Annotated in this window: 20 protein-coding genes; 10 read left to right on the top strand and 10 right to left on the bottom strand. The window is 64.0% G+C overall.

The window, feature by feature from the left end; all coding sequences use genetic code 11:
* Window position 1 precedes the first annotated feature (1 nt).
* Window positions 2-1,282, top strand: a complete 1,281-nt coding sequence (locus tag VDP79_RS14315; protein WP_323018831.1) for a TRAP transporter large permease subunit — start codon at window positions 2-4, stop codon at window positions 1,280-1,282.
* A gap of 51 nt (window positions 1,283-1,333) precedes the next feature.
* Window positions 1,334-2,338: a TRAP transporter substrate-binding protein gene (locus VDP79_RS14310; RefSeq protein ID WP_323018830.1), complete on the top strand. Its 1,005-nt coding sequence runs from the start codon at window positions 1,334-1,336 to the stop codon at window positions 2,336-2,338.
* A gap of 116 nt (window positions 2,339-2,454) precedes the next feature.
* Here VDP79_RS14310 and VDP79_RS14305 read toward each other — a convergent pair whose 3' ends face one another.
* The 3 genes from VDP79_RS14305 to VDP79_RS14295 all read right to left on the bottom strand — a co-directional run bounded on the left by VDP79_RS14305 (window position 2,455) and on the right by VDP79_RS14295 (window position 5,377).
* Window positions 2,455-3,732: a TRAP transporter large permease gene (locus VDP79_RS14305; protein WP_323018829.1), complete on the bottom strand. Its 1,278-nt coding sequence runs from the start codon at window positions 3,730-3,732 to the stop codon at window positions 2,455-2,457.
* Between the two features lie 8 nt (window positions 3,733-3,740).
* On the bottom strand, window positions 3,741-4,250 hold the full coding sequence (locus VDP79_RS14300) for a TRAP transporter small permease (RefSeq protein ID WP_323018828.1): 510 nt from the start codon (window positions 4,248-4,250) through the stop codon (window positions 3,741-3,743).
* A gap of 146 nt (window positions 4,251-4,396) precedes the next feature.
* Window positions 4,397-5,377 carry a TRAP transporter substrate-binding protein gene (locus VDP79_RS14295; protein ID WP_323018827.1) on the bottom strand — a complete coding sequence of 327 codons (981 nt, stop codon included), beginning with the start codon at window positions 5,375-5,377 and terminating at the stop codon, window positions 4,397-4,399.
* Window positions 5,378-5,563: 186 nt separating this feature from the next.
* Between VDP79_RS14295 and VDP79_RS14290 the strand changes: the two genes are divergently transcribed.
* The 3 genes from VDP79_RS14290 to VDP79_RS14280 are packed head-to-tail and all read left to right on the top strand — an operon-like array spanning window position 5,564 to window position 8,909.
* The gene (locus VDP79_RS14290; protein WP_323018826.1) at window positions 5,564-6,643 is read left to right on the top strand and encodes a tartrate dehydrogenase; all 1,080 of its coding nucleotides are present in this window, start codon (window positions 5,564-5,566) and stop codon (window positions 6,641-6,643) included.
* A gap of 32 nt (window positions 6,644-6,675) precedes the next feature.
* On the top strand, window positions 6,676-8,133 hold the full coding sequence (locus VDP79_RS14285) for an aldehyde dehydrogenase family protein (protein ID WP_323018825.1): 1,458 nt from the start codon (window positions 6,676-6,678) through the stop codon (window positions 8,131-8,133).
* Window positions 8,134-8,150: 17 nt separating this feature from the next.
* Complete coding sequence (locus tag VDP79_RS14280; RefSeq protein WP_323018824.1) at window positions 8,151-8,909, top strand: SDR family oxidoreductase; 759 nt, start codon at window positions 8,151-8,153, stop codon at window positions 8,907-8,909.
* Window positions 8,910-8,961: 52 nt separating this feature from the next.
* Here VDP79_RS14280 and ilvB read toward each other — a convergent pair whose 3' ends face one another.
* A complete protein-coding gene (gene ilvB / locus VDP79_RS14275) occupies window positions 8,962-10,662 on the bottom strand; it encodes a biosynthetic-type acetolactate synthase large subunit (RefSeq protein WP_416233134.1) in 1,701 nt (566 codons plus the stop codon).
* A 246-nt stretch (window positions 10,663-10,908) separates the two neighbouring features.
* On the opposite strand from ilvB, the gene VDP79_RS14270 reads away from it, so the two are divergent.
* From VDP79_RS14270 to VDP79_RS14250, 5 genes are all read left to right on the top strand, one after another.
* A complete protein-coding gene (locus tag VDP79_RS14270) occupies window positions 10,909-11,433 on the top strand; it encodes a TRAP transporter small permease (RefSeq protein WP_323018822.1) in 525 nt (174 codons plus the stop codon).
* Window positions 11,430-12,728 carry a TRAP transporter large permease gene (locus tag VDP79_RS14265; protein ID WP_323018821.1) on the top strand — a complete coding sequence of 433 codons (1,299 nt, stop codon included), beginning with the start codon at window positions 11,430-11,432 and terminating at the stop codon, window positions 12,726-12,728. Before VDP79_RS14270 ends, VDP79_RS14265 begins: the two co-directional genes overlap by 4 nt.
* Before the next feature lie 55 nt (window positions 12,729-12,783).
* Complete coding sequence (locus VDP79_RS14260; RefSeq protein ID WP_323018820.1) at window positions 12,784-13,809, top strand: DctP family TRAP transporter solute-binding subunit; 1,026 nt, start codon at window positions 12,784-12,786, stop codon at window positions 13,807-13,809.
* Between the two features lie 392 nt (window positions 13,810-14,201).
* A complete protein-coding gene (locus VDP79_RS14255) occupies window positions 14,202-14,954 on the top strand; it encodes a TSUP family transporter (RefSeq protein ID WP_323018819.1) in 753 nt (250 codons plus the stop codon).
* 120 nt (window positions 14,955-15,074) lie between these two features.
* Complete coding sequence (locus VDP79_RS14250) at window positions 15,075-15,938, top strand: aldo/keto reductase (protein ID WP_323018818.1); 864 nt, start codon at window positions 15,075-15,077, stop codon at window positions 15,936-15,938.
* A 59-nt stretch (window positions 15,939-15,997) separates the two neighbouring features.
* Here VDP79_RS14250 and VDP79_RS14245 read toward each other — a convergent pair whose 3' ends face one another.
* The 6 genes from VDP79_RS14245 to xdhA all read right to left on the bottom strand — a co-directional run bounded on the left by VDP79_RS14245 (window position 15,998) and on the right by xdhA (window position 24,422).
* Window positions 15,998-16,546 (bottom strand): YaeQ family protein, encoded by a 549-nt coding sequence (locus VDP79_RS14245; protein WP_323018817.1) that lies wholly within the window; start codon window positions 16,544-16,546, stop codon window positions 15,998-16,000.
* Window positions 16,546-18,030, bottom strand: a complete 1,485-nt coding sequence (locus tag VDP79_RS14240; RefSeq protein ID WP_323018816.1) for an AMP nucleosidase — start codon at window positions 18,028-18,030, stop codon at window positions 16,546-16,548. The genes VDP79_RS14245 and VDP79_RS14240 overlap by 1 nt, the downstream gene beginning before the upstream one ends.
* Window positions 18,031-18,134: 104 nt before the next feature.
* Window positions 18,135-19,466: a guanine deaminase gene (gene guaD, locus VDP79_RS14235; RefSeq protein WP_323018815.1), complete on the bottom strand. Its 1,332-nt coding sequence runs from the start codon at window positions 19,464-19,466 to the stop codon at window positions 18,135-18,137.
* A gap of 51 nt (window positions 19,467-19,517) precedes the next feature.
* Window positions 19,518-20,552: a xanthine dehydrogenase accessory protein XdhC gene (xdhC, locus tag VDP79_RS14230; RefSeq protein WP_323018814.1), complete on the bottom strand. Its 1,035-nt coding sequence runs from the start codon at window positions 20,550-20,552 to the stop codon at window positions 19,518-19,520.
* On the bottom strand, window positions 20,549-22,921 hold the full coding sequence (xdhB, locus tag VDP79_RS14225) for a xanthine dehydrogenase molybdopterin binding subunit (RefSeq protein ID WP_416233133.1): 2,373 nt from the start codon (window positions 22,919-22,921) through the stop codon (window positions 20,549-20,551). The genes xdhC and xdhB overlap by 4 nt, the downstream gene beginning before the upstream one ends.
* Window positions 22,922-22,937: 16 nt before the next feature.
* On the bottom strand, window positions 22,938-24,422 hold the full coding sequence (gene xdhA / locus VDP79_RS14220; protein ID WP_323018970.1) for a xanthine dehydrogenase small subunit: 1,485 nt from the start codon (window positions 24,420-24,422) through the stop codon (window positions 22,938-22,940).
* Window positions 24,423-24,503 lie beyond the last annotated feature (81 nt).

The raw sequence follows: 24,503 nt of genomic DNA, 5'->3' as shown, positions 1-24,503 counted from the left end.
CATGGAAACCACCCTATTGTTCCTGGCTGTTCTGTTCGCCTCGATGGCGATCGGCATCCCCATCGCCGTCGCCTTGCTGGTGTCGGGCGTCGCCCTGATGTGGCAACTGGATTTCTTCAATACGCAGCTGCTGGCCCAGAACCTGCAAGCCGGCTTCGACAATTTCCCATTGCTGGCCGTGCCGTTTTTCGTGCTGGCGGGCGAACTGATGAATGCCGGCGGCTTAAGCCAGCGGATCATCGACATGGCCCGCGTATTCGTCGGCCATATCCCCGGCGGCCTGGGGTACGTGACTGTGTTCGCCGCGGTCTTGCTGGCCTCGATGAGCGGGTCCGCCATCGCCGATACGGCGGCGCTAGCCACCATCCTGCTGCCCATGATGCGCCAGCAGAACTACCCGCTGGACTACAGCACGGGCCTGCTGGCGTCGGGCGGCATCATCGGCCCCATCATTCCGCCTTCCTTGCCGTTCATCATCTACGGCGTCACCACCAACACCTCTATCAGCAAGCTGTTCGTCAGCGGCATCGTGCCCGGCATCCTGATGGGCGGCGCCCTGCTGATCGCGTGGCGCATGGTCGCCCGCCGCCGGGGTCTGCCGTCCGCCGAACGCTCGACCCGCGCAGAACGCCGCAAAGCCGTGGCGGACAGCACCTGGGCTATTTTCATGCCCGTGATCATCCTGGGAGGCATACGCTTCGGCATCTTCACGCCCACCGAGGCGGCCGTCGTCGCCGCGGTCTATGCCTTTCTGGTCTCCCGCTTCATCTACCGCGCCCTGTCCTGGAAGACCACTTATGAAGTGCTCGTCACATCCAGCATCACCACCGCCATTGTCATGTTCCTGTGCGGCGCGGCCACCGTCGCCGCCTACATGATCACGCTGGCGGATCTGCCCAACCAGCTGGCCGAGCTGTTCCAACCTATTCTGGGCCACCCCAAGCTCTTCATGGTCTGCATGGTGATCTTCCTGCTGCTGGTGGGTACGTCCATGGACCTGACCCCGATCATCCTGATCTTCGCGCCCGTCTGCCTGCCGCTGGCGCTGAAGGCGCACATCGATCCCATCTATTTCGGATTCATGTTCGTGTTCACCGGCTGTCTGGGGCTGATCACTCCGCCAGTGGGGACCGTGCTGAACGTCGTCGCCGGCGTGGGCGGCGTCCGCATGGAAGCCGTCATCCGAGGCATCGCCCCCTTTCTATTCGCCTACGTCCTGCTGCTGGCTCTGCTGGTGGCATTTCCCCAAATCGTCACCGCCCCTGTCCGCTGGTTAGGCTAAGGCAGACGAAGCCGCTTCCCCCGGCGCTTTCATCCACCAAGGAGACTTCCTATGAAACTGAAAACCCTGCTCCTCGCCGCCACATTGGCGGCCAGCACGCTGTCGCTGGCGGCGCATGCCGCCGATACCCGCTTGATCCGCTTCGGCTACGGCCTGAACCAGGATTCCAACCAAGGGCGCGCCGCCCAGGTCTTTGCCGACGAAGTCGCCAAGCTGTCCAACGGCAAGATGAAGGTACGCGCCATCGGCGCAGCCGCTCTGGGGTCCGATATCCAGATGCAGCAGGCGCTGATCGGCGGCGCCCAGGAAATGATGGTCGGCTCTACCGCGACGCTGGTCGGCATCACGCCTGAAATGGCCCTGTGGGACACGCCGTTTCTGTTCAATTCCGGCGAAGAGGCCGACCAGGTGCTGGACGGCAAGACCGGTCAGCAGATCATGGACAAGCTCAGCGACAAGGGCATGATCGGCCTGGTCTACTGGGAAAACGGCTTTCGCAACCTGACCAACAGCAAGAAACCCGTCGAGCGCGCTGAAGACTTCAGCGGCCTGAAGCTGCGGGTCATGCAGAACACCGTTTTCCTGGATACCTTCCAGCGTCTGGGCGCCAATGCCGTGCCGCTGCCGTTCTCCGAACTGTTCACCGCCCTGGAAACCAAGACGGTGGATGGTCAGGAAAATCCCTACAACACCATCCTGTCCAGCAAGTTCTTTGAAGTGCAGAAGTACCTGAGCGTCACCAACCACGTCTACAGCCCCTGGATCGTCACGGCCAGCAAGAAATGGTGGGACAGCCTGAGCGCCGATGAGCGCAACGTCCTGATGCAGGCGGCCAAGGTCAGCCGCGATTTCGAGCGCAAGGACACCCGTGCAGAAGCCGAAAAGGCCCTGACGCAGCTGAAGGCGGACGGCATGCAGGTCAACACCGTCAGTGCGGAAGAAGTGCAGCGGATGCGCGGCACCATCGAGCCGGTCAACGAGCAGATCAAAAAGGAAGTCGGCCCCGATCTGTGGCAGGCCGTGCAGGATCAACTGCAGGCAATCCGCAAGGGGTAGTAAACCCCTCGCTGCGCAGGCTGCGCCCGCTTGCTCTCCCAGCCTTCGCAGCCGCCAGTCAAAACCCCGACGGATTGGATCCGCCGGGGTTTTGCTTTAGCGCCGCACTCTGTTGATCAGCGATACACCAGATCGCGGAAATACAGCGACAGGTCCGGCCAGTAGGTGATGACTATCAGGCAGGCCAGCACCACGGCCACGAAAGGCAGCAGCGGCCGGATCAGGCGTTCGATGGGCACTTTGGCCACCGTGCAGGCGGCAAACAGGTTCACGCCGAAGGGCGGCGTCACCATGCCCAGCGCCAGGTTAACCACCATGATCACCCCGAAATGCGCCGGGTCCACCCCGAACTGCGTGGCGACCGGCAGCAGCAACGGCGCCAGCACCACGATGGATGCCGAGGTTTCGATGAACATGCCGATGATGAACAGCGCCACGTTCACACCCAGCAGAAACGTGATTTCGCTGCCGAACAGATGGCTGAGCCATTCGCCCAGGGCCATTGGGACCCCTGCCCGATTCAGCAGAAAGCCGAACACCCCCGCATTGGCGATGATGAACATGATGATGGCCGTGGACACCACCGACCGGTGAAAGGTGCGCCCCAAAGAAGCGAAACTCAGCCGGCGATAAATGAAAATTCCCACGAACAGGGCGTAGACCACTGCCACAGCGGATGCTTCCGTCGGCGTGAAGATGCCGCCATAGATGCCGCCCAGGATGATGACCGGCATCAGCAGCGCCCACCAGGCCTTTTTGAAGGCCGCCCAGACAGGCAGGCGGCCATCGCCATCGTGTTTTCCCAGACCGTTGCGCCGGGCATACAGCCAGACATAGAACATCAGGCCCACCACGATCAGAATCCCGGGGCCGATCCCGGAAATGAAGACCTCGCCCACGGACGTATCCGTGGACACGGCATACAGAATCATGGGGATCGAGGGCGGAATGATGACCCCCAGTTCCGCCGCCGAGGCCTGCAGAGATGCGGCGAACGGCGCCGGATAGCCATGCTTGACCATGGCCGGGATCAGAATGGCCCCCACGGCAAAGGTCGTGGCCACGCTGGACCCTGCCACCGCTGCGAAAATCATGCAGGTCAGCACACAGCTGCAGGCCAGGCCGCCTTGCACCCCGCCCACCACGCTCTTGGCGAATTCCACCATGCGCTCGGAAATACCGCCTTCTTCCATCAGATTGCCGGCCAGAATGAAGAAAGGCACAGCGACCAACGGGTACTTATCCAGGGCGGCATACAGTTGCTGGGCGATCACCAGCCAGGTCATGTGCCCGTCGAAGCCCACGCCGACCATGGTGGCCAAGCCGATGGACACCGCCACCGGCACCGTCAGGCCGAAAAACAGCAACATGGAGACAACCATCAATTGCGACATGGAGGCTCCTAGACGGTTTCAACGTACGGGACGCGGGAGTCCTCGGCCCAATAGGCCAGGGCGCCGAACAAAGCCAGAAAGGCGCCCGTAGGAATGGACAGATAGATCCAGGAAATCGATACCCCCAGACTGGGCGTGCTCTGAAACCGCACCCGCCAGGTCATGTCGGCCCCGATCCAGACCAGAAAACCCAGAAAACAGACGACGATCAACAGGACGCCGTGTTCCAGCAACCGCGCGCGGCGCGGCGCCAGCAGATTGTGCAGCAGATCGACGCCCAGCATGGCCCCCTGACGGAACGCCAACGCCATGCCCAGCATGACGGCCCAGATGATGGACGCCCGCGTCCAGGCTTCCGACCAGGCGGACGGGGATTCCAACACGAACCGCGCCAGGACCTGGTAGAAGCCCGCCGCGACGGACGACCACAACAAGCCCTGGGCCACCCAGGACACCAGCCGGGACAGGCCCCGGTCAATCCGACCCAGCGCGCGCTGGGGGCGGCCCGGCGCAATCATGACATCCCCCTTGGCGCTACGCGCCATCCCCCGAGGGGGAATTCGCGCTTGGGGCGGCCCGGCGCGCTCATGACGTCCCCCTTGGCGCTACGCGCCATCCCCCGAGGGGGAATTCGCGCTTGGGGCGGCCCGGCGCGCTCATGGGCTTACTGCGTATCACGGATGGATTCGACCAGTTGCTGGCCGAATTGCTTGTAATACTGCGGGTAGATCGGCTGAACGGCCTTGACGAAGGCGGCATGGTCCACCGTATTGACCTGCATGCCGTTGGCCTTCAGGGTTTCCAGGCCGTCTTTTTCGACCTGATCGACGAACTGGCGCATGGCCTGGGCGCTGGCGACGCCGGCCGCCTTGAATTTATCCTTGTCGGCATCGGACAAGCCGTTATAGGCCGCAGGCGACATCAGCACCAGCGCCGGCCCATAGACGTGCGCGGTCAGGGACAGGTATTTCTGCAGCTGCCACATTTTCACCGACACGATCACCGACAGCGGGTTTTCCTGGCCGTCGATGGTGCCTTGCTGCAGGGCGGTGGCGACTTCAGGCCAGGCCATGGGCGTGGCCAGCACGCCCAATTCCCGGAAGGCTGCGATGTGGATGGGATTTTCCGTGGTGCGGATCTTCAGGCCCTTGATGTCGGCAGGTTCTTTGACAGGGCGGACATTGTTGGTCAGGTGACGGAAGCCCTGTTCGCCCCAGGCCAGCGCGATCAGGCCGCGCTTGGGGAATTCGGCCAGCATGTCCTGGCCGATCTTGCCGTCCAGCACCTTGCGGGCATGGGCCAGATCACGAAACAGGAAGGGGATATCGAAGACCCCGGTCTGCGGCACGAAATTCAGGCTGGCCCCCGTCGAGACGATGGCCAGATCGATGGTGCCCAATTGCAGGCCCTCGATGACTTCCCGTTCACCGCCCAGCTGGCTGTTGGGAAACTGCTGGATCTTGAAGCCGGGCATGCTGGCTTCCAATGTTTTGGCAAACGCCGTGGCGCCCGCCCCATAATGCGAATTTTCCGACAAGGCATACGCCATTTTCAGCGTGGTCTGGGCCAGAACCGGCGTAGCCGCCGTCAGACCCGCCAGGGTCGCTGCCGCCAGCCAGCCGATGAGTTTTTTTCCGTGATGCATGATGTCTCCCAATAATGATGCCGCCTTCCCGGACAGCTGCCGAATACCGGCTCAGTCAAGTTCTAACACGAAGGCATCCTGACTCGCAACGCGGGCAAGCCTAGGGGTATCCACCAGTTTTCGGCGCTGCTCATCATGATTGCCCTGTCGTATGATGACTGAAACCACGCATAGGACACAGGCGTCATGAGTCAAAAAATCGCAGTCATCCCCGGCGACGGCATCGGGGTGGAAGTCATGGCCGAAGGCCTGCGGGTTCTGCAAGCGGTCTCCCGGCGCTTTCAACTGAGCTTCCAGTTCGACACATTCGACTGGGGCTGCGATCACTACGAACGCCATGGCCGGATGATGCCGGCAGACTGGAAAACCCAGATCGGCCGGCATGACGCCATCCTGTTCGGTGCGGTGGGCGCCCCTGACCGGGTGCCGGATCACATCGCCATCTGGGAATCCATCATTACCATCCGCCGCGAGTTCGACCAATACGTCAATCTGCGCCCAGCCCGGCTGATGCGTGGCGTCCCCTGCCCGCTGGCCGGTCGCGCCCCCGGCGACATAGACTTTCTGGTTGTGCGCGAAAATACCGAAGGCGAATATTCCAACGCGGGCGGCCGGATGTTCGCCGGCACAGACCGGGAAATCGCGATCCAGGAATCGGTCTTCAGCCGGTTCGGCGCCGACCGGGTGCTGCGCTATGCGTTCGAGCTGGCAGCCAGCCGGCCACGCCGCCACCTGACGGCCGCCACCAAATCCAATGGCATTTCCATCACCATGCCATTCTGGGACGAACGCGTCGAAGCCATCGCCCAGGAACATCCTCAGGTCAGCTGGGATAAATTCCACATCGATATCCTCTGCGCCCATCTGGTGCAGCATCCGGATCGCTTCGACGTCATCGTGGCCTCGAACCTGTTCGGAGACATCCTGTCGGACCTGGGGCCTGCGTGCACCGGCACCATCGGCATCGCGCCATCGGCCAATCTGAATCCCGACCGCGTCTGGCCGTCGCTGTTCGAGCCCGTGCACGGATCGGCCCCCGACATCGCCGGGCGCGGCATCGCCAACCCGGTCGGCCAGATATGGTCAGCAGCCCTGATGCTGGATCACCTCAGCCAGGGCCAGCCGGCCTGCAGCGATGCGGCCCACGCCGTCATGCAGGCCATCGAAGCCGTGCTGGCCGATGGTCCGCGCACCCCCGATATGGGCGGCAATGCCAATACCGTCCAGGTCGGCCAGGCGATCGCCGAGCACATCGACAAGGCCTGACCCCGCCGGCGCCCTTTCTATGGAATACCGCCATGCCCGCCCATCACTTCATCGCCAACACCCCGCACCCTGTCGCTGACGAGCGCACCATCCCGGTGATCGACCCCTCGGACGGCCAGGTCTACGACCAGATCGCCCAAGGTTCCGCCGCCGACATCGACTGCGCAGTCCAGGCCGCGCAGGCCGCCATGGGCGCACATCTGGACGGCCCCTGGGCCCGCACCAGCGCCCGTGATCGCGGACGGCTGCTGGCCGATTGGGGGCGGGCCGTGCTCAGCCATGCCGACGAACTGGCCGGCATCGAGGCCCGCGACACCGGCAAGACCTTGCACACCGCCCGCAACGATGTGCTGGCCCTGGCCCGCTATTTCGAGTTCTACGCTGGCGCCTGCGACAAGCTGCATGGCGAGACCCTGCCATATGAAACCGGCTACACCGTCATGACCGTGCGCGAACCCCACGGCGTGACGGGCCATATCATTCCCTGGAACTATCCGGTGCAGATCTTCGGGCGCAGCGTCGGCGCATCTCTGGCGGCCGGCAACGCCTGTGTGGTCAAACCCGCCGAGGACGCCAGCCTGTCCACCCTGTATCTGGCGGAACTGGCCGCCCGCACCGGCTTTCCTGCCGGGGCATTGAATGTCGTCACCGGCTACGGCCACGAGGCAGGCGCCGCGCTGTGCGCCCATCCCGGCATCCAGCACATTTCCTTCACCGGATCTACCGTCACGGGCCAGCGGGTGGCCGAAGCCGCCGCCCGCCATCACTGCCCCGCGGTCCTGGAGCTGGGCGGCAAATCCCCGCAGATCGTCTTTGACGACGCAGACCTGGATGCCGCCTTGCCGGTGATCGTCAACGCCATCATCCAGAACAGCGGCCAGACCTGCTCGGCAGGCAGCCGTCTGCTGGTACAAGAAGGCTGCTACGAAACGCTGCTGTCGCGCCTGGCGGACCGCTTTCGCACCCTGCGGGCGGGGCCGGCATCCGCCCACCCGGACCTGGGGCCGCTGATCAACCAGAAACAATTCGAGCGCGTCCGCCAGATCCTGGCCGCCGCACAGGCCGAAGGCCTGACTGAAGCGGCCCGTGGCCAGCTCACGGCCGACGCCCCGGCCCACGGCTACTACCAGGCGCCCGTGCTGTTTCGCGACGTACCCCAGGACAGCGCATTGGCGCAGGAAGAAATCTTCGGGCCGATCCTGGTGGCGCAATCTTTCCGCACGGAATCCGACGCGCTGGCGCTGGCCAATGACACGGCCTATGGCCTGGTCGCAGGCGTCTGGACGCGCGACGGCGCCCGCCAGCTACGGCTGGCGCGGCAACTGCGCTGCGGCCAGGTCTTCATCAACAACTACGGCGCAGGCGGCGGCGTGGAACTACCGTTTGGCGGAGTCAAATCCAGCGGTTACGGCCGCGAAAAAGGTTTCGAGGCCCTGCTGGGCTTCACCACGCTGAAAACCGTCGCCATCCGCCACGGCGTCATCGATTGAACCCACCAGGAGACCTCATGCGTTTGGACAATAAAGTCGCTATCGTGACCGGCGCCGGATCGGGATTCGGCCGCGGCATCGCCGCCACTTTTGCGCGGGAAGGCGCCCGCGTCATCGTGGCCGACATCAACGACGCCGCCGGCCAGGAAACCGTGGATCTGATCCGCGCCGCTCAGGGGCAGGCCCAGTTCGTCCACGTGGACGTGTCCCGCGCCGCCAGCATGCAGGATCTGCTGGCGGCTGCGGTCAGCCACTATGCGGGCGCCGACATCGTGGTCAACAATGCCGGCGCCACGCACCGCAACCGCCCCATGCTGGAAATCTCGGAATCTGAATTCGACCGCATCTATGCGATCAACGTCAAAAGCATTTTCCTGAGCGCACAGACCTTCGTGCCGCATTTTCGTCAGCGCGGCGGCGGAGTCTTCGTGAACATTGCGTCCACCGCCGCCATCCGCCCGCGCCCCGGCCTGACCTGGTACAACGGCACCAAAGGCGCCGTCGTCACCACCAGCCGGTCCATGGCCGCCGAACTGGGGCCGGACCGCATTCGCGTCAACTGCGTCAACCCGGTCGTGGGCGCCACCGGCCTGCTGACGGAATTCATGGGCGTACCCGACACCCCGGAAGCACGGGCCAAATTCACGGCCAGCATTCCGCTGGGGCGTTTTTCCACGCCGGAAGACGTAGCCAATGCCTGTCTGTACCTGGCGTCCGACGAGGCCTCGTTCATCACCGGCGCCTGTCTGGAGGTCGACGGCGGGCGCTGCGTGTAGCCGCCACCGCCGCCCCGCCATGCCTGTCATCGGCGTGGCGGAGCGTGCGACGTCATTCCTCGACGTACCAGGTATCCTCGGACAGCATCACCTGCTGGTGGCCGTAGCCGGCCGGCATCATGGGAAAGCAGTTCTGCAGCGGCACCACGGCCACATCCAGGAAATACGGCCCATCGTATGCCATGCAGGCCGCCAGCGCGGCGTCCAGATCGCGCGGATGATCCACCCGCGCCGCGCCCCAGCCAAAGGCCCCGGCCAGCGCCACGAAATCCGGAATCGAGGCGTTGTAGCTGTGGCTGTAGCGGCCATCATGGATCAATTCCTGCCACTGGCGCACCATGCCCATGTGGCCGTTATTGCACAAAATCAGTTTGACCGGCGCCCGATGCTGCATGGCCGTGGCCAGTTCCTGGATGTTCATCAGCACGGACGCATCCCCGCTGACGCACACCACGGGCTTGTCCGGGTGCGCGATCTGCGCCCCGATGGCGGCCGGCAAACCATAGCCCATGGTGCCCGCACCGCCCGACGTCAGCCAGCGGTTGGGGCGGTCCATCTGGATATACTGCGCCGCCCACATCTGATGCTGGCCCACGTCGGTGGACACGACGGCATCGCGTCCGGCCAGCAGGCGGTTGACGCGCTGCATCAGATCCTGCGGCAGGATCACATCGGCGGACGGTTCGACCTTCAGGCAATCACGCGCCTGCCAGACCCCGATGCGCTGCCACCATTCGTCCAGACCATCGGATTCCAGCGTGTATTGGCCCAGTTCTTTGTGCAGGGCGCGCAACAGGGGGTAGCAATCGCCCACCAACGATACGTCGGCGCGCACGACCTTGTTGATCGAGGCCGGATCGATGTCCAGGTGGATCTTGTCGGCGTGCGGGCAGAAATCCGACAGGCGACCGGTGATGCGATCATCGAACCGCGCCCCCACGCAGATGATCAGGTCGGCATGGTGCATGGCCAGGTTGGCCTGCAGCGTGCCGTGCATGCCCAGCATGCCCAGAAACTGCGCATCGCCGGCCGGATAGGCGCCCAGGCCCATCAACGTCAGGGTGCAGGGTGCTCCGGTGGCCTGCACCAGGGACCGGAAGGCATGACAGGCATCGACGCCTGAATTGATCAGGCCGCCCCCGCCATAGAACACCGGACGGCGCGCCCGGGCGATCAGCGCGGCAGCGCGCTTGATAGAGGCCTCGGTCGTGGGCGACAGGGTTTCCACGCTGCTATCGGGTTCCGCAGCGGGCGCCACATGCTCCGGCGGCACCAGCGCCATCTGCAGGTCTTTGGGGAAATCCAGCAGCACCGGCCCCGGCCGGCCGGATTTCGTCAGGCGCAGGGCCTTGGCTGCCAGATCGGCCACGTCTTCGACGCGGCGCACCTGCGCATTCCATTTGGTGACCGGACGCGAAATCCCGACCGCATCGCATTCCTGGAAGGCATCGGTGCCGATGGCGCCGGTCGCCACCTGGCCGCTGATGCACAGCACGGGAATGGAATCGCAGAGCGCGTCGAGCAAGCCTGTGGTGGTGTTGGACATACCCGGACCCGAGGTCACGAATACCACGCCCGGCCGTCCCGTGGATCGCGCATAGCCTTCAGCCGCATGCATGGCGGCCTGTTCGTGGCGCACCAGTACGTGGCGGATGCGCGGCTCGGCATACAGGGCGTCGTACAGCGGCAGCACCGCGCCGCCGGGGTAGCCGAACACGGTATCCACCCCCAGGGCGATCAGCGTATCCAGCAGAACTTCAGCGCCATGACGGCCTGCGGCAGGCGTGGCGACAGGAGAGGCGGCGCGCGCAGGCGCAGGGACGGGGGCATTCACGGGCAAGACCTGATAGAAATTTGGAGGATGGCCCAGTTTATCTTGTCACGGCCTCCAAGGGATATCCCAGGCTGGCAAACGCATGATTCCGCTGTAGGATGACAGTTTCATTGGCGGATATTCCTTTACCATCCCCGTTTTCCGTTTCTAATTGCTGTCGAGTTCATGCCTGACGATCACGCCGCCGATCCTGCCTCCCCCGCTTATACCCCTCTTCCCGATCCGCCCGTCCGGGTGTCATTGCGTTTCGAAGACTGGCTCACGGTGCTCAGTCTGGGCGCCCTGGCCTGCATCACGATGGCCAACGTCGTCGTGCGCTACCTGACGGACGAATCCTTTGCCTGGACCGAGGAAATCTCCATCTTCCTGTTGGTCGTGCTGACCATGAGCGCGGGGTCTTCCGCCTTCGTGCGCCGTCTGCATATCCGCATCGAACTGCTGGCCGATGGCGGCTCGCCCGCTCGCCAACGGCGCTTCGCTCTGCTCACGGACAGCATCTGCCTGCTGTTTTTCGCCGGCCTGACCATCATGCTGGGCCGCATGGCCCTGGACGAATTCAACTGGGGTGATACGTCGCCGGCCATCGGCGTGCCGACCTGGTGGTATTCCATGTGGTTGCCGATCCTGGCCGCCATCATCACCCTGCGTCTGGCCGGCATGCTGCACCGCACCTGGGGGGCATCCCGATGATCGCCACCCTGCTGTTCGCGCTGTTCGTCGCCTTGATGGTGGTCGGCGTGCCGGTGGGCGTCGCCCTGGGCGGGGCCGGCACCCTGGCCATCGCCCTGGCCAACCCCGACACGCACTGGTTCGGCCTGATGGCCGTCTCGCAAAGCTTCTACGCGGGGCTGGCCAAATATCCGCTGCTGGCCATCCCCATGTTCGTTCTGGTAGGGTCGATCTTCGATCGATCCGGCGTCGCGGCCCGCCTGGTGCGTCTGGCCCAGTCCATCACCGGCAATGGCCCCGGCATGCTGTCCGTCGTCGCCATCAGCGTCGCGATGTTCCTGGGCGGGATCTCCGGATCGGGTCCGGCCTGCGCCGCCGCCGTGGGCGCCATCATGATCGGCGCCATGAGCCGCGCGGGCTATCCCCCCGCCTATTCGGCCAGCGTGGTGGCGGCCGGCGCCGCCACCGACATCCTGATCCCGCCGTCCATCGCCATGATCATCTATTCGGTGCTGGTGCCGCAGGCGTCCGTCCCGGCGTTGTTCGCCGCCGGCATGCTGCCCGGCATCCTGGCGGGCATCGGGCTGATCATTCCCGCTGTCTGGCTGGCCAGGCGCCACAACATGGGCGCAGCATCCCGCCAGGAACCCCGCCCGCCCTTCTGGCGCAGCCTGTTCGAGGCCATCCCCGGCCTGGCCGCCCCCGTCATCATTCTGGGCGGCATGCGCATGGGCTATTTCACACCCACGGAAGCCGCCGTCGTGGCCGTGTTCTACGGCTTGTTCATCGGCATGTTCATCCACCGCACCATGCGCTGGCGCGATCTGTTTCCGATCCTGCGCGAGGCCGGCGAACTATCCGCTGTCATCATGATGATCGTGACGCTGGCGGGCATTTTCGCCTGGTCGCTGTCCACCCTGTCCATCATCGACCCGATCACCCATGCCATCGTGGATTCCGGCCTGGGGGAATACGGCGTCCTGACGCTGCTGATTCTGCTGCTGATCGTAGCGGGCATGTTTCTGGACGGCATTTCGATCTTTCTGATCTTCGTGCCGCTGATCCTGCCGGTCGCCATGGTGTTCCATTGGGACCTGGTCTGGCTGGGCGTGGTGCTGACACTGATGGTGGCCGTGGGCCAGTTCACGCCGCCCGTCGCCGTCAATCTGATGGTGTCCAGCAAAATCGCCCGGATCCCCATGGAAAGCACCGTGCCTTGGGTGCTGTGGCTGGTGGGCGGCATGCTGTGCACCTTGGTGCTGGTCGTGCTCTTTCCGCAGATCGCACTGTGGCTGCCGCATTATCTGGGATACTGACATCAGCGGACGACGCATCGCCCGCCGGGGAATTTTTACAGAGGAGACTTGAACCATGCGATTCACACGATTGATCGGCGCCACCGCCCTGGCCGTCTCGGCCCTGGCCACGACGCTGCCGGCCCAGGCGGCCGACTACAAATCCGAATACAAACTGTCCATCGTGGTGGGCACCAACTTCCCCTGGGGCCAGGGGGCGGTGATCTGGTCCGATCTGGTGCGTGAGCGCACCAACGGGCGCATCAACATCAAGGTCTACCCCGGCACCTCCCTGGTGCAGGGCGACCAGACACGGGAATTCACGGCCATCCGCCAGGGCGTGATCGACATGGCGATCGGTTCGACGATCAACTGGTCCCCGCAGGTCAAGGAACTGAATCTGTTCTCCCTGCCTTTCCTGATGCCGGACTACCCGGCCATCGACGCGCTGACGCAGGGCAAAGTCGGCACGCAGCTGTTCGACATCCTCTCGAAAAAAGGCGTCGTGCCGCTGGCTTGGGGTGAAAACGGCTACCGCCAGCTGTCCAATTCAGTGCGCGAGGTCAAAACCCCGGAAGACATCAAGGGCATGAAGCTGCGCGTAGTAGGCTCGCCGCTGTACATCGACACCTTCACGGCGCTGGGCGCCAACCCGACGCAAATGAGCTGGGCCGACGCCCAGCCGGCGCTGGCCAGCGGCGCGGTGGACGGCCAGGAAAACCCGCTGTCGATCTATGCGGGCGCAAAACTCTACGATGTAGGCCAGAAATACCTCAGCCTGTGGAACTACGTGGCCGATCCGCTGGTGTTCGTGGTGAACAAGGATGTCTGGGAATCCTGGGCGCCCGAGGACAAGAAGATCGTGCGCGAAGCGGCCATCGAAGCCGGCCAGCGTGAACTGGTGATTGCACGCAAGGGCGTGACCAATACGGACGATTCCCTGCTCAAGGAAATCGAAGGCCACGGGGTGACGGTGACGGTGCTGTCGCCCGATCAGATCAGCGCCTTCGCCAAGGCGACACAGCCGGTGTTCGATAAATGGGCCAAGCAGATCGGTCCCGATCTGGTCAAGCAAGCGCAGGCGGACATCGCCAAGCGTTGATGCGGGCAGTGCAGGCCTCGGCGGGGCAATGCTCTGTCAAGGCCTGCCTCTCCGCTTCCGATGCCGGCAGGTTGCCATGCTGCAAGGGCGCGCCGGAGCATGCCCCTTCAGCAGGTTTACTTGGAGCTCGCCGACTGGAAGGCTGTCAGCGGGGAGGCAAGTGAGCCACCGTTCAAGCGGGGCGCTTGTGCTCAGTCCGGGGGACTGAGCACCCCGCGCGTTTGGCGAACGCCCCGATGACAGTCTGGAAGGAGGGCAGTCCCGGCAAAGCCGGGACCGGGCGACGTAAACCGGATGAAGGGGCATGCTCCGACGCGCCCGGTTTCTTGAGTAATCCTCCCGACACACGCGTATGATGTGACCGCCCACTCCTGGGATCTTCATCCGCCATCATGGAAATCACCTTTGACGTCGTCGCCCTGCTGTTCATTGTCGCCCTGGTGGCAGGCACCATCGACGCCATCGCGGGCGGCGGCGGGCTGATCACAATTCCGGCATTGCTGGCAGTCGGCCTGCCGCCGGGGGCGGCGATCGCCACCAACAAGATCGGCGGCATTGCCGGGTCCACCGCTGCAACGCTGCACTTCCTGCGTATGGGGCAGATCGATCTGAAGCGCAGCCTCTGGATGATGCTAGGCACATTCCTGGGATCATTGGCGGGCGGCATCGCGCTGACGCGAGTCGACAGCAGCGTCCTGAAACAAGTCATCCCTATCCTGCTGATCGGCTTTGCCCTGTACTTTCTGCTGTCGCCCAGAGTCGGCGCACAGGACCGCACGCAGCGCATCACCATGGCTCTGTACGCCGCCACGCTGGCGCCGCTGATCGGTTTTTACGATGGTTTCTTCGGGCCGGGCACCGGCACATTCCTGGCGATTTCCTTCGTCACGCTGCTGGGCATGAACCTGGTCAAAGCCACCGCACACGCCAAGCTGCTGAACCTGTGCAGCAATCTGGCCGCAGTGATTTTCTTTGCCTGGCATGGCAACATCGTCTGGGCCTACGGCTTGCCGATGCTGGCCGGGCAATGGGTAGGCGGCACCATCGGCGCCCGGCTGGTGGTCACACGCGGTCATCAACTGATCCGCATCCTGATGGTGACCATGGCCGTGATCGTGTCGGCCAAGATGATTCTGGAACCATAACCGTCGCGCCGCCCATGGCGGCAGCATCCCTTGCCCGTGGCCTGCCTGGCAAGCGACTGGTGTCTGCGCAGACACCGTCCTATCATGAACACTCCACACCATCATGATCAGGCGGTTTCCATGTCCACGATCCCCAACGCGGCCGCATCCGGCACATTTCTGATTGGCGGCGACATCCCCGTTCACCGGCTGGGGTACGGGGCGATGCGCATCACCGGCCCCGGCATCTGGGGCGCGCCAGCCAACCCGGCAGCCGCCCTGGCTACCCTGCGGCGCTTGCCCGAGCTGGGGGTGAATTTCATCGATACCGCCGACAGCTACGGACCATTCATCAGCGAAATCCTGATCCGTGATGCACTGCATCCCTACCAGGGGCTGTTGATCGCCACCAAGGGCGGCCTGCTGCGCCATGGCCCCGACCAATGGACGCCGCTGGCCCAGCCCGACTATCTGCGTCAATGTGTGCTGATGAGCCTGCGTCGCTTGGGCGTGGACCGCATCGACCTGTGGCAGCTGCACCGCCTGGACCCCGACACGCCACGCCGGGCGCAGCTGCAGGTGATCGCCGACATGCGCAAGGAAGGTCTGATCCGCCATGTCGGCCTGAGCGAAGTCCGCCCCGCCGACATCGAGGAAGCCCAACAGTATTTCCCCGTCGCCACCGTGCAGAACCAGTACAACCTGGGGGAACGCAAAAGCGAGGCCGTGCTGGACTACTGCACCGAGCACAATATCGGCTTCATTCCCTGGTACCCGCTGAACGCCGGCAAGCTGGCGCAACCGGGCTCCGTCCTGGAAGATATCGCACGCCGCCACCAAGTCAGCGCCAGCGCCATTGCGCTGGCCTGGCTGCTGAAGCGATCCCCGGTGATGCTGCCGATCCCCGGCACCGGCAACCCCGAGCACCTGGCCCAGAACGTGGCGGGCGCCCAGGTAAGCCTGAGCGATCAGGAATTCGAGACCCTGGATAAAGCGGCCGCCTGAGCTGTGCCGCAGCCGCGCGGCGATCGATGCCCGCCGGACACCCTGCCATCATGGATGCGTCAGGCGGATTCGAGCAGGCTGCGCACATCCAGGCTGATATCGCCACGATCACAACTTACCCAGGCGCTGCGGTCCGTGATATTGATGCTCAGGCTCATATTGCGGTCGGCCAGCCCGGCCAGGGTTTTCGTGGCTTCCGCATCCAGCACATACGCCTGCAGATTGCGGGCGCGCGAGACCTTGTTGCGCACACTCGACCACCAGACATCCGCCCCCCGGCCGTAGGCCAAGACGATGACTTGGTCGGCGCGGCCACAGGCTTTCAGCAGACGGCGTTCATCGGGCAAGCCGATTTCGACCCACTGCTGCACGGCGCCGGTCAAGTCCAGATTCCACAGATCCGGCTCGTCGGTGTCGCTCAGGCCCCGCGTGAACACCAGCCGCTCATCGGCCTGCACCCACAGAGCATAGGCCAGCAAGCGCACCATCAGGCGCTCGTCGGTTTCCGAGGGATGCCGCGCCAGGGTGACGGTGTGGGTGCCGTAATAGCCGCGATCGTTGTCGGCGATATTGATTTCGGCTTTGTAAATGGTGGCACGCAGAGCCATTATTTGAACGCCGTCTCGATGAAGCTGCGCAGTTTACGCGAATGCAGGCGCTCGCCGGGCATCTCGCGCAAGTGTTCCAGCGCCCGGATGCCGATGTGCAGGTGCTGGTTGACCTGGGTGCGGTAAAACGCGCTGGCCATGCCGGGCAGTTTCAATTCGCCGTGCAGGGGCTTGTCGGACACGCACAGCAGCGTGCCGTAGGGCACCCGGAAGCGGAAACCATTGGCGGCGATGGTGGCGGATTCCATGTCCAGCGCAATCGCCCGCGACTGCGACAGACGCAGCACCGGTTCCTGCTGATCGCGCAATTCCCAGTTACGGTTGTCGATGGTGGCGACCGTGCCGGTACGCATGATTTTTTTCAACTCCCAGCCCGACAGGCCGGCGACTTCGGCCACGGCGTCTTCCAGGGCGACCTGGACTTCGGCCAGCGGCGGCACGGGCACCCACAACGGCAGATCGTCGTCCAGCACGTGATCCTGGCGCACATAGCCGTGGGCCAGCACATAGTCGCCCAGCCGCTGGGTGGTGCGCAACCCCGCGCAATGACCCAGCATCAGCCAGGCCGACGGGCGCAGCACCGCCACATGGTCGGTGATGGTCTTGGCATTGGATGGCCCCACGCCGATATTGATCAGGGTAATGCCCGTATGCCCCTCACGCTTCAGGTGATAAGTGGGCATCTGCGGGTTGAAAGCCAGCGGCGGCGCAGGCTGCGCCGCTGTTTCCTGCGTAACGATGTGGTTGCCCGGCTCGACCAGCGCCGTATAGCCGCCCCCGCCCGACGCCAGCGTATCGCGCGCCCATTTCACGAACTCGTCCACATAGAACTGGTAGTTCGTAAACAGCACGAAATCCTGGAAATGCGACGGCGACGTACTGGTGTAGTGCTGCAGCCGCTGCAGGGAATAGTCGATGCGCGGGCCGGTAAAGGGCGCCAGCGGTCGCGGCTGGTTCGACCGCCCGCGCCAGGTGCCGTTGACGATGGCGTCGTCGGTGACCGCCAGATCGGGCACGTCGAAATGATCCCGCAAGGTATGTCCGGGGACTTCGGAATATTCCCCCTGCGCATATTCGCCTTCGGGGAAGGCGAAATGCAGCGGAATCGGCAGATCGGATTCGCCGATCTCCACCGGCACCTGGTGATTGCGCAACAGCAAGCGCACCTGTTCGCGCAGATAGTCATGGAACAGCGCCGGACGCGTCACCGTCGTCATGTAGACGCCGGGTTCGACCAGATGGCCATAGGACAGGCGGCTGTCCACATCCGGGTAGGTGTTGATGCGAATGCGGATGGCCGGATAGCAGGCCCGCACGCGCTGGCCGACTTCCAGCGTGCCGGCGCCGTATTCCCGGAAAGCGTCCCGGATAAAAGCGGTATTGCGCTGATACAGGCTGATCAGCTGATCGACAGCGGCGTCGGCATCGTCATAACTGGCAAAGGGCACCAGCGGCGGCAGGCGGGTCGGGCGGGTAGCATCCATGAATGTATTCATGCACCAATTATGGCAGGTCTTTATGACAGATGGAGGCTCTCCGGCATCCGCCACGCCGCACGACACCAAACCGCCAGGTCGCCCCCAGGGGCTTACTGCGCTTTGCGCCGGTGCACCTCTTTACCCGCCGCGTACGTCGCGGCAATGGCGCGGTCATCTCCCAGCATGGCCAGGGCGAACAACTGTTCTTCCAGGGAATCGGCATAGCTGCTGCGCCGGGCCAGCAAGGGCGTCGCCTGGGGGTCCAGCACGATGAAGTCGGCTTCGGCGCCAGCTTCCAGCGTGCCGATCTGCCCGGTCAGCCCCAGGTGCTTGGCCGCCCCCTGCGTGGCCTGCCAGAACATGCGCCGCGCCGTCAGATAGTAGCCCGACAGGCGCGCGACCTTATGGGCCTCGTTCATGGTCTGCAGCATGGAAAAGGACGACCCCCCGCCGACGTCGGTGGCCAGGGTCACCGGCATGCCGAAATCCTTGGCGGCGGCAAAATCGAACAGGCCGCTGCCCAGGAACTGATTGGACGTGGGGCAGTGCGCCGCCACGGCGCCGGCATCCCGCATGCGACGGCGATCATCGTCGTCCAGCCAGACGCAATGGCCGTATACCGCGCGCGGGCGCAGCAAACCATAGTCATCGTAAATATCCAGATAGCTGCGGTGACCGGGGAACAGGGACATCACCCATTTCACCTCGTCCTGGTTTTCCGATACGTGCGACTGGATGAACACATCCTGATAACGCTGCGCCAATTCGCGGCAGCGGCCCAGCTGTTCCGGGGTGGAAGTGGGCGCAAAACGCGGCGTCAAGGCATACATCTGGCGGCCCGTGCCATGCCAGCGCTGCAGCAGCATCTCGCTGTCGCGCGCGCCGGATTCCGCCGTGTCGCGCAAATATTCCGGGCAATTGCGATCCATCATGACCTTGCCGGCCACCATGCGCAGATTGCGCGCATGGCTTTCCTCGAAGAAGGCCTGCGCCGAACCGGGGTGCACCGTGCAATACACCAGCGCTGTCGTGGTGCCGCAGCGCAGCAGCTCGTCCAGAAAGAACTTCGCCACGTCCTGCGCGTAGTCGGGGTTCTCGAAGCGCCGTTCGGTGGGGAACGTATAGGTTTCCAGCCAGGGCAACAAGCCGGGCGCCGGCGACGCGATCATATCGGTCTGCGGGTAGTGGATGTGCGTGTCGATAAAGCCCGGCGTGATCAAACGGTTGCGCCAGTCATGCACGGCTGTACCGGCCGGCAGGCTGTCCGCCAGCTGATCGTAATCGCCGCACTGCTCGATGCGGCCATCGCGCACCACCAGCAGGCCGTCGCGAATCCATTCACAGGCTTCGTCTTCGGCCTTGGGCGTATCGCGGAAATACAGCAGCTGGGCGCGGTAGGCCTGAATGTCGGACACAGCCTGGGTATTGGACGTCGAGGTCATGAAGGTCTCCTGAATCTTATATTGACCGGCAGAAGCGCCGGATGTGTGGTGCTAATGCGCCAAGGCGATATCCGCCGACGCCGGCGCGGCATCCTGATGCATCAGCCGGGTGCGCAAGCGCATCAGCTGCGCGGCGACCGCCACCGCGATCACTGCGGGCTGTTTGCCCTCGATGCCCGGTTCGCCGATCGGGCAGGTGATCAGGGCATGGCGTTCCGGCGGAATGCCGCGCGCAGTAAATCGCTGCTGGAATTTATGCCATTTGGTCGCCGAACCGATCAGGCCGACATACGCCGCATCGCCGCGCTTCATCAGCTGTTCGCACAGATGCTGATCCAGCGCGTGATCATGCGTCATGATCAGGTAGCAGCCGCCCGGCGGCGCCTGGTCGATGATCGCTTCGGGGGTGTCGGTCGCTTCGATGGCGACGTTCGGCGCCACCGAGTCGGGAAACAGATCGTCTCTGGCATCGACCCAGGTGACGCGACAAGGCAGCGTCCCCAGAATATTCACCAGGGCATGGCCCACGTGACCGGCGCCAAACACCACAACATGCAAGGCATCCGGAATCAGGGGTTCGGTCAACACCGGGCAGCCGCGCGCATCATTCGGATCCAGCAGGCGGCTGGCCTGAAAGCGGTTGCGGGGATGCGAGGCCGCCGCAGATTCCTGCAACCGGACCCAAGGCTCCAGGCCCGGCCCGCCGATACCGACTTCGCGCTCGAAGGATTCCTGTCCCCGCAGACGGTCCCGCGCCTGCTGCAGCCAACTGCGATCCGTCTCCCGCAGCTGCTCGAACAGCAGCGTGACCAAGCCGCCGCAGCACTGCCCCAGGGACGCCGCCAGCGGCATGTCCCGCACCCAACGGTCGGGTTGGTCGCCGCGCTGCAGATGCTCACGCGCCAGATGCGTCGCCTGCCATTCCAGCTGGCCGCCGCCGATCGTCAGCCACTGATGGCCGGCCGACACCAGCATCTTGGCGCCGGCCTCCCGGGGCGCCGATCCGCGCACGGAAGCCACGCTGATCAACACGACAGCTTGCTGACGATCCAGGCACCAGAGGGCCTGATCGATCCAGGCTGTCATCTGACGGCACTGCGTTGCCGCAGTTCCTGAGCCGCCACCAGAATGGCCTCGGGGGTCGCCGGGGCGTTCAGATCGGGCGATGCATGTCCATCGCCCAGGGCGGATAGCGCGTCGGCGATCGCATTGAACACGCTGACGCCATGCACCAGCGGCGGCTCGCCGACGGCCTTGGAATGATGGATGGAATCCGCATGGTTGCGGGCCTTGAACAGCCGCACCCGAAAATCGCGCGGACAATCGCTGATGGCTGGGATCTTGTAGGTGGACGGCGCATGCGTGGTCAGACGGCCATCGTCGCGCCAGACCAGTTCCTCGGTCGTCAACCAGCCCATGCCCTGGATGTAGCCGCCCTCGACCTGACCGATATCGATGGCCGGATTGATGGAGGCCCCCGCGTCATGCAGGATGTCGGCCCGCAGCAGCTTCCATTCACCCGTCAGGGTATCGACAACGACTTCGGACACCGCTGCGCCAAAGGCGTAGTAGAAGAAGGGGTTGCCATGGCAGGTGGTCTTGTCCCACACGATGCCGGGCGTCTTGTAGAACCCGTCGGACCACAGCTGCACCCGATCCCAGTAGGCTTCCTCGACCAGTTGGGCAAAGGGCAGGGTCTTGCCATTGATGCTGACCTGGCGCCAGGCGAAGGTCGCGTCTTCCGCCTTGCCGCCGTATTTGCGAGCGGCAAAGTCCGCCAGGCGGGTGCGCAGGGTCAAAGCAGCGTCCTCGGCCGCCTTGCCGTTCAGGTCGGACCCGGTCGATGCCGCCGTCGCAGAAGTATTGACGACCTTGTAGGTATCCGTGGCGGTGACGCGCACGCATTCCAGGTCCAGGCCCAGCGTGTTGGCCACGATCTGCGCGACCTTGGTGTTCAGCCCCTGGCCCATTTCAATGCCGCCATGGTTCAGCAGCACGGACCCATCGCGATAGATGTGCACCAGCGCACCCGCCTGATTGAAGGCCGGCACGTTGAAGGAAATGCCGAACTTCACCGGCGTCAGCGCCAGACCTTTTTTCAGGACCGGGCTGTGCGCATTGAATTCGCGTACCGCCTGACGGCGCGCGCGGTAGTCGGAGCTCTCTTCCAGTTCGCTGATGATGGGATGCAGCAGATTGCCTTCCACGACCTCGCCATACGGCGTGACGTTGCGTGACTCCGTGCCGTACAGGTTCAGGTAGCGTATATCCAGCGGATCCTTACCCAACTGACGGGCCACGCGGTCGATCAGGACCTCTGTGACCAGCGCGCCTTGCGGTGCACCAAAGCCGCGAAATGCCGTGGCCGACTGTGTGTTGAGCTTGCCGCACATGGTGTGGATGTCGGCCGCCGGGATGTAATAGGCATTGTCGAAGTGGGCCAGCGCCCGACTGGCGACCGCTTCGGACAGGTCCGCTGAAAAGCCCGAATGCAGCGTCATGTCCAGGCGCACGCCCAGGATCAGGCCTTGCGCATCGAAGCCGACGTCATATTCAAAATAGAAGCCGTGGCGCTTGCCCGTGATCATCATGTCGTCATCACGATCGGCCCGCAGCTTCACCGGCCGCTGCAAACGCACCGCGCAGACGGACGCGACGCAGGCGAACAGCGCGGATTGGGATTCTTTGCCGCCGAAACCGCCGCCCAGGCGCCGGCATTCGATCTCGACCTGGTGGCGCTGCCAGCCCAGGGCGTGCGCCACTGCGTGCTGCATTTCCGTCGGGTGCTGGGTAGAGCACAGCACCTGCATGCCGTCCTTTTCACGCGGGATGGCGTAGGCGATCTGGCCTTCCAGGTAGAACTGCTCCTGGCCGCCGCAGGAAAACACACCCGTCAGCCGCACCGGAGCGCCATCCAGCGCCTTTTGCACGTCGCCCTGGATCAGGCGCAGTTCGTCCGTGGTGCCGGCGCCGGCATCCTTGGCCTGTTTGGGGGTCAGCAGGAAAGGCAGCTCCTCGTAGGTGATCTTGCCCAGGCGGGCCGCACGGCGGGCCTGGTCCACCGTTTTGGCGACCACCACGAACATCGGCTGGCCGACATATTGCACAAGGCCGTCGGCCAGGATGGGATCATCCTCGATCACCGGGCCGCAATCGTTCACCCCCGGAATATCCTGGGCCGTCAGCACATCCAGCACCCCGGGGGCCTGGCGCACGGCATCCAGATCCATGGCGGTGATACGGGCGTGGGGCTTGTCGGACAGGCCCAACGCCGCGTACACGGTATTGCGTAATTCAGGAATGTCGTCGGTATAGATGGCTTCGCCGCTGACGTGCAGCGTCGCCGATTCGTGAGGGCTGGCCGCCCCGGCGGCAGGTTCGCCCACCACGGGGCGCGGAATGCTGTCGTTGCCGACAGCCAGTCGATCCAGTTCAACCGGAATATTGACACGCATGTTCATATTGGCCTCCTCAAGCAAGTTCGGCCAGATTGGCCGTATTCACCTGATGCGTCGCCAACGGCGCCCCAGGGGCGGTTTCCAGATAAAAGCGATACAGCAGATTCTGCGACGCCAGCAAGCGATACGCGCTGCTGGCCCGCATATCGCTTAGCGGTTTGAAATCCTGGGCCACTGCTTCCATCGCAGCGCGCACATGGGTTTCGTCCCAAGGCTGGCCCTGCAAGGCGGCTTCCACCGACCGTGCGCGGCAAGGGGTCGCGGCCACACCGCCAAAACCGGTGCGCAGATCGCGTACTGTGCCGGTCTCGTCCAGCACCACGGCGAAGGCGGCGCAGACGGCGGAAATGTCCTGATCAAAACGCTTGGACAGCTTGTAGGCACGGAACTGACGGCCTTCGACCTGCACGGGCACACGCAGCCCCTGCACGAATTCGCCCGTTTCAGCGGCATTTTTCTGGTAAGCCAGATAGAAGTCTTCCAGGGGCATTTCCCGCACACGCTCGCCGCGCCGCAACACGATCCGGGTATTCAAGGCGATCAAGGCCGGCATGGAATCGCCGATGGGCGAACCATTGGCCACATTGCCGCCCAAGGTGCCGGCGTTGCGAATCGGAAACGACGCAAAGCGCTGGCGCAGTTCGGCCAGTTCGGGGATATGCGCCACCAGGGCATCGTAGGCGTCGTTCAGCAGCGCGCCCGCGCCGATGAACAATTCGTCGCCTTCCTGGTGGATGTCGCGCAATTCGCGTACCTGGCCGATATAGATCAGATGCGGCAGATCGCGATGCTGCTTGGTGACCCACAGACCGACGTCGGTGCTGCCAGCCAGGATGCGGGCGTCCGGATAGTCCAGCCGCAGCTGGGCCAGCTGCGCCAGCGTGCGTGGCGCATGGAACGTCTGCCCGTCATGCATGTAGGAAAAGACCTCGTCGCGCTGCAAGGCCGCCAAGACCTTTGCCAGCGCGGCCCGGTCGAAGTCGACTGCCGGGTATTGATACATCTCGCCCGCCGCCCGCACGATGGGTTGGTAGCCCGTGCAACGGCACAGATTGCCCGACAAGGCATCATCGATCTGGGTGCGGGTGGGGGCGGCATCCTGCGGGCCATGGGCCAGATACATGCCCCACAGGGACATGACGAAACCGGGTGTACAGAAGCCGCATTGCGAGCCATGGCAGTCCACCATGGCCTGCTGCACCGGATGCAGCGAGCCATCCGGCTGGCGCAGGTCTTCGACCGTGTACAGCGCCTTGCCGTCCAGCGTGGGCAGGAACTGAATGCAGGAATTGACTGCGCGCATGGTCACGCCGCCTTGGCCATCAGGTTCGGCCACCATCACGGTACAGGCCCCGCAATCGCCTTCGGCGCAGCCTTCTTTGGTGCCCATGCAACACAGGTCATCGCGCAGATACTGCAAGACGGTGCGGGTCGTGGGCTGATCCGTGACTTCGTGGACCTGTCCACGATAATGAAAGCGAATGGCTGTTGTCTCCATCATGGTACCTTTTATGTTCAAGCCGGGTGTTATGGCCCAAGATAGCATCAAGCCGCCAGGCCCGGCATTCATCCACAATGA

The organism is Castellaniella sp., assembly GCF_034675905.1.
Lineage (GTDB): Bacteria > Pseudomonadota > Gammaproteobacteria > Burkholderiales > Burkholderiaceae_B > Castellaniella.
Note: the sequence above shows the minus strand (reverse complement) of the source record. Positions and strands in the feature narration are given on the sequence as shown.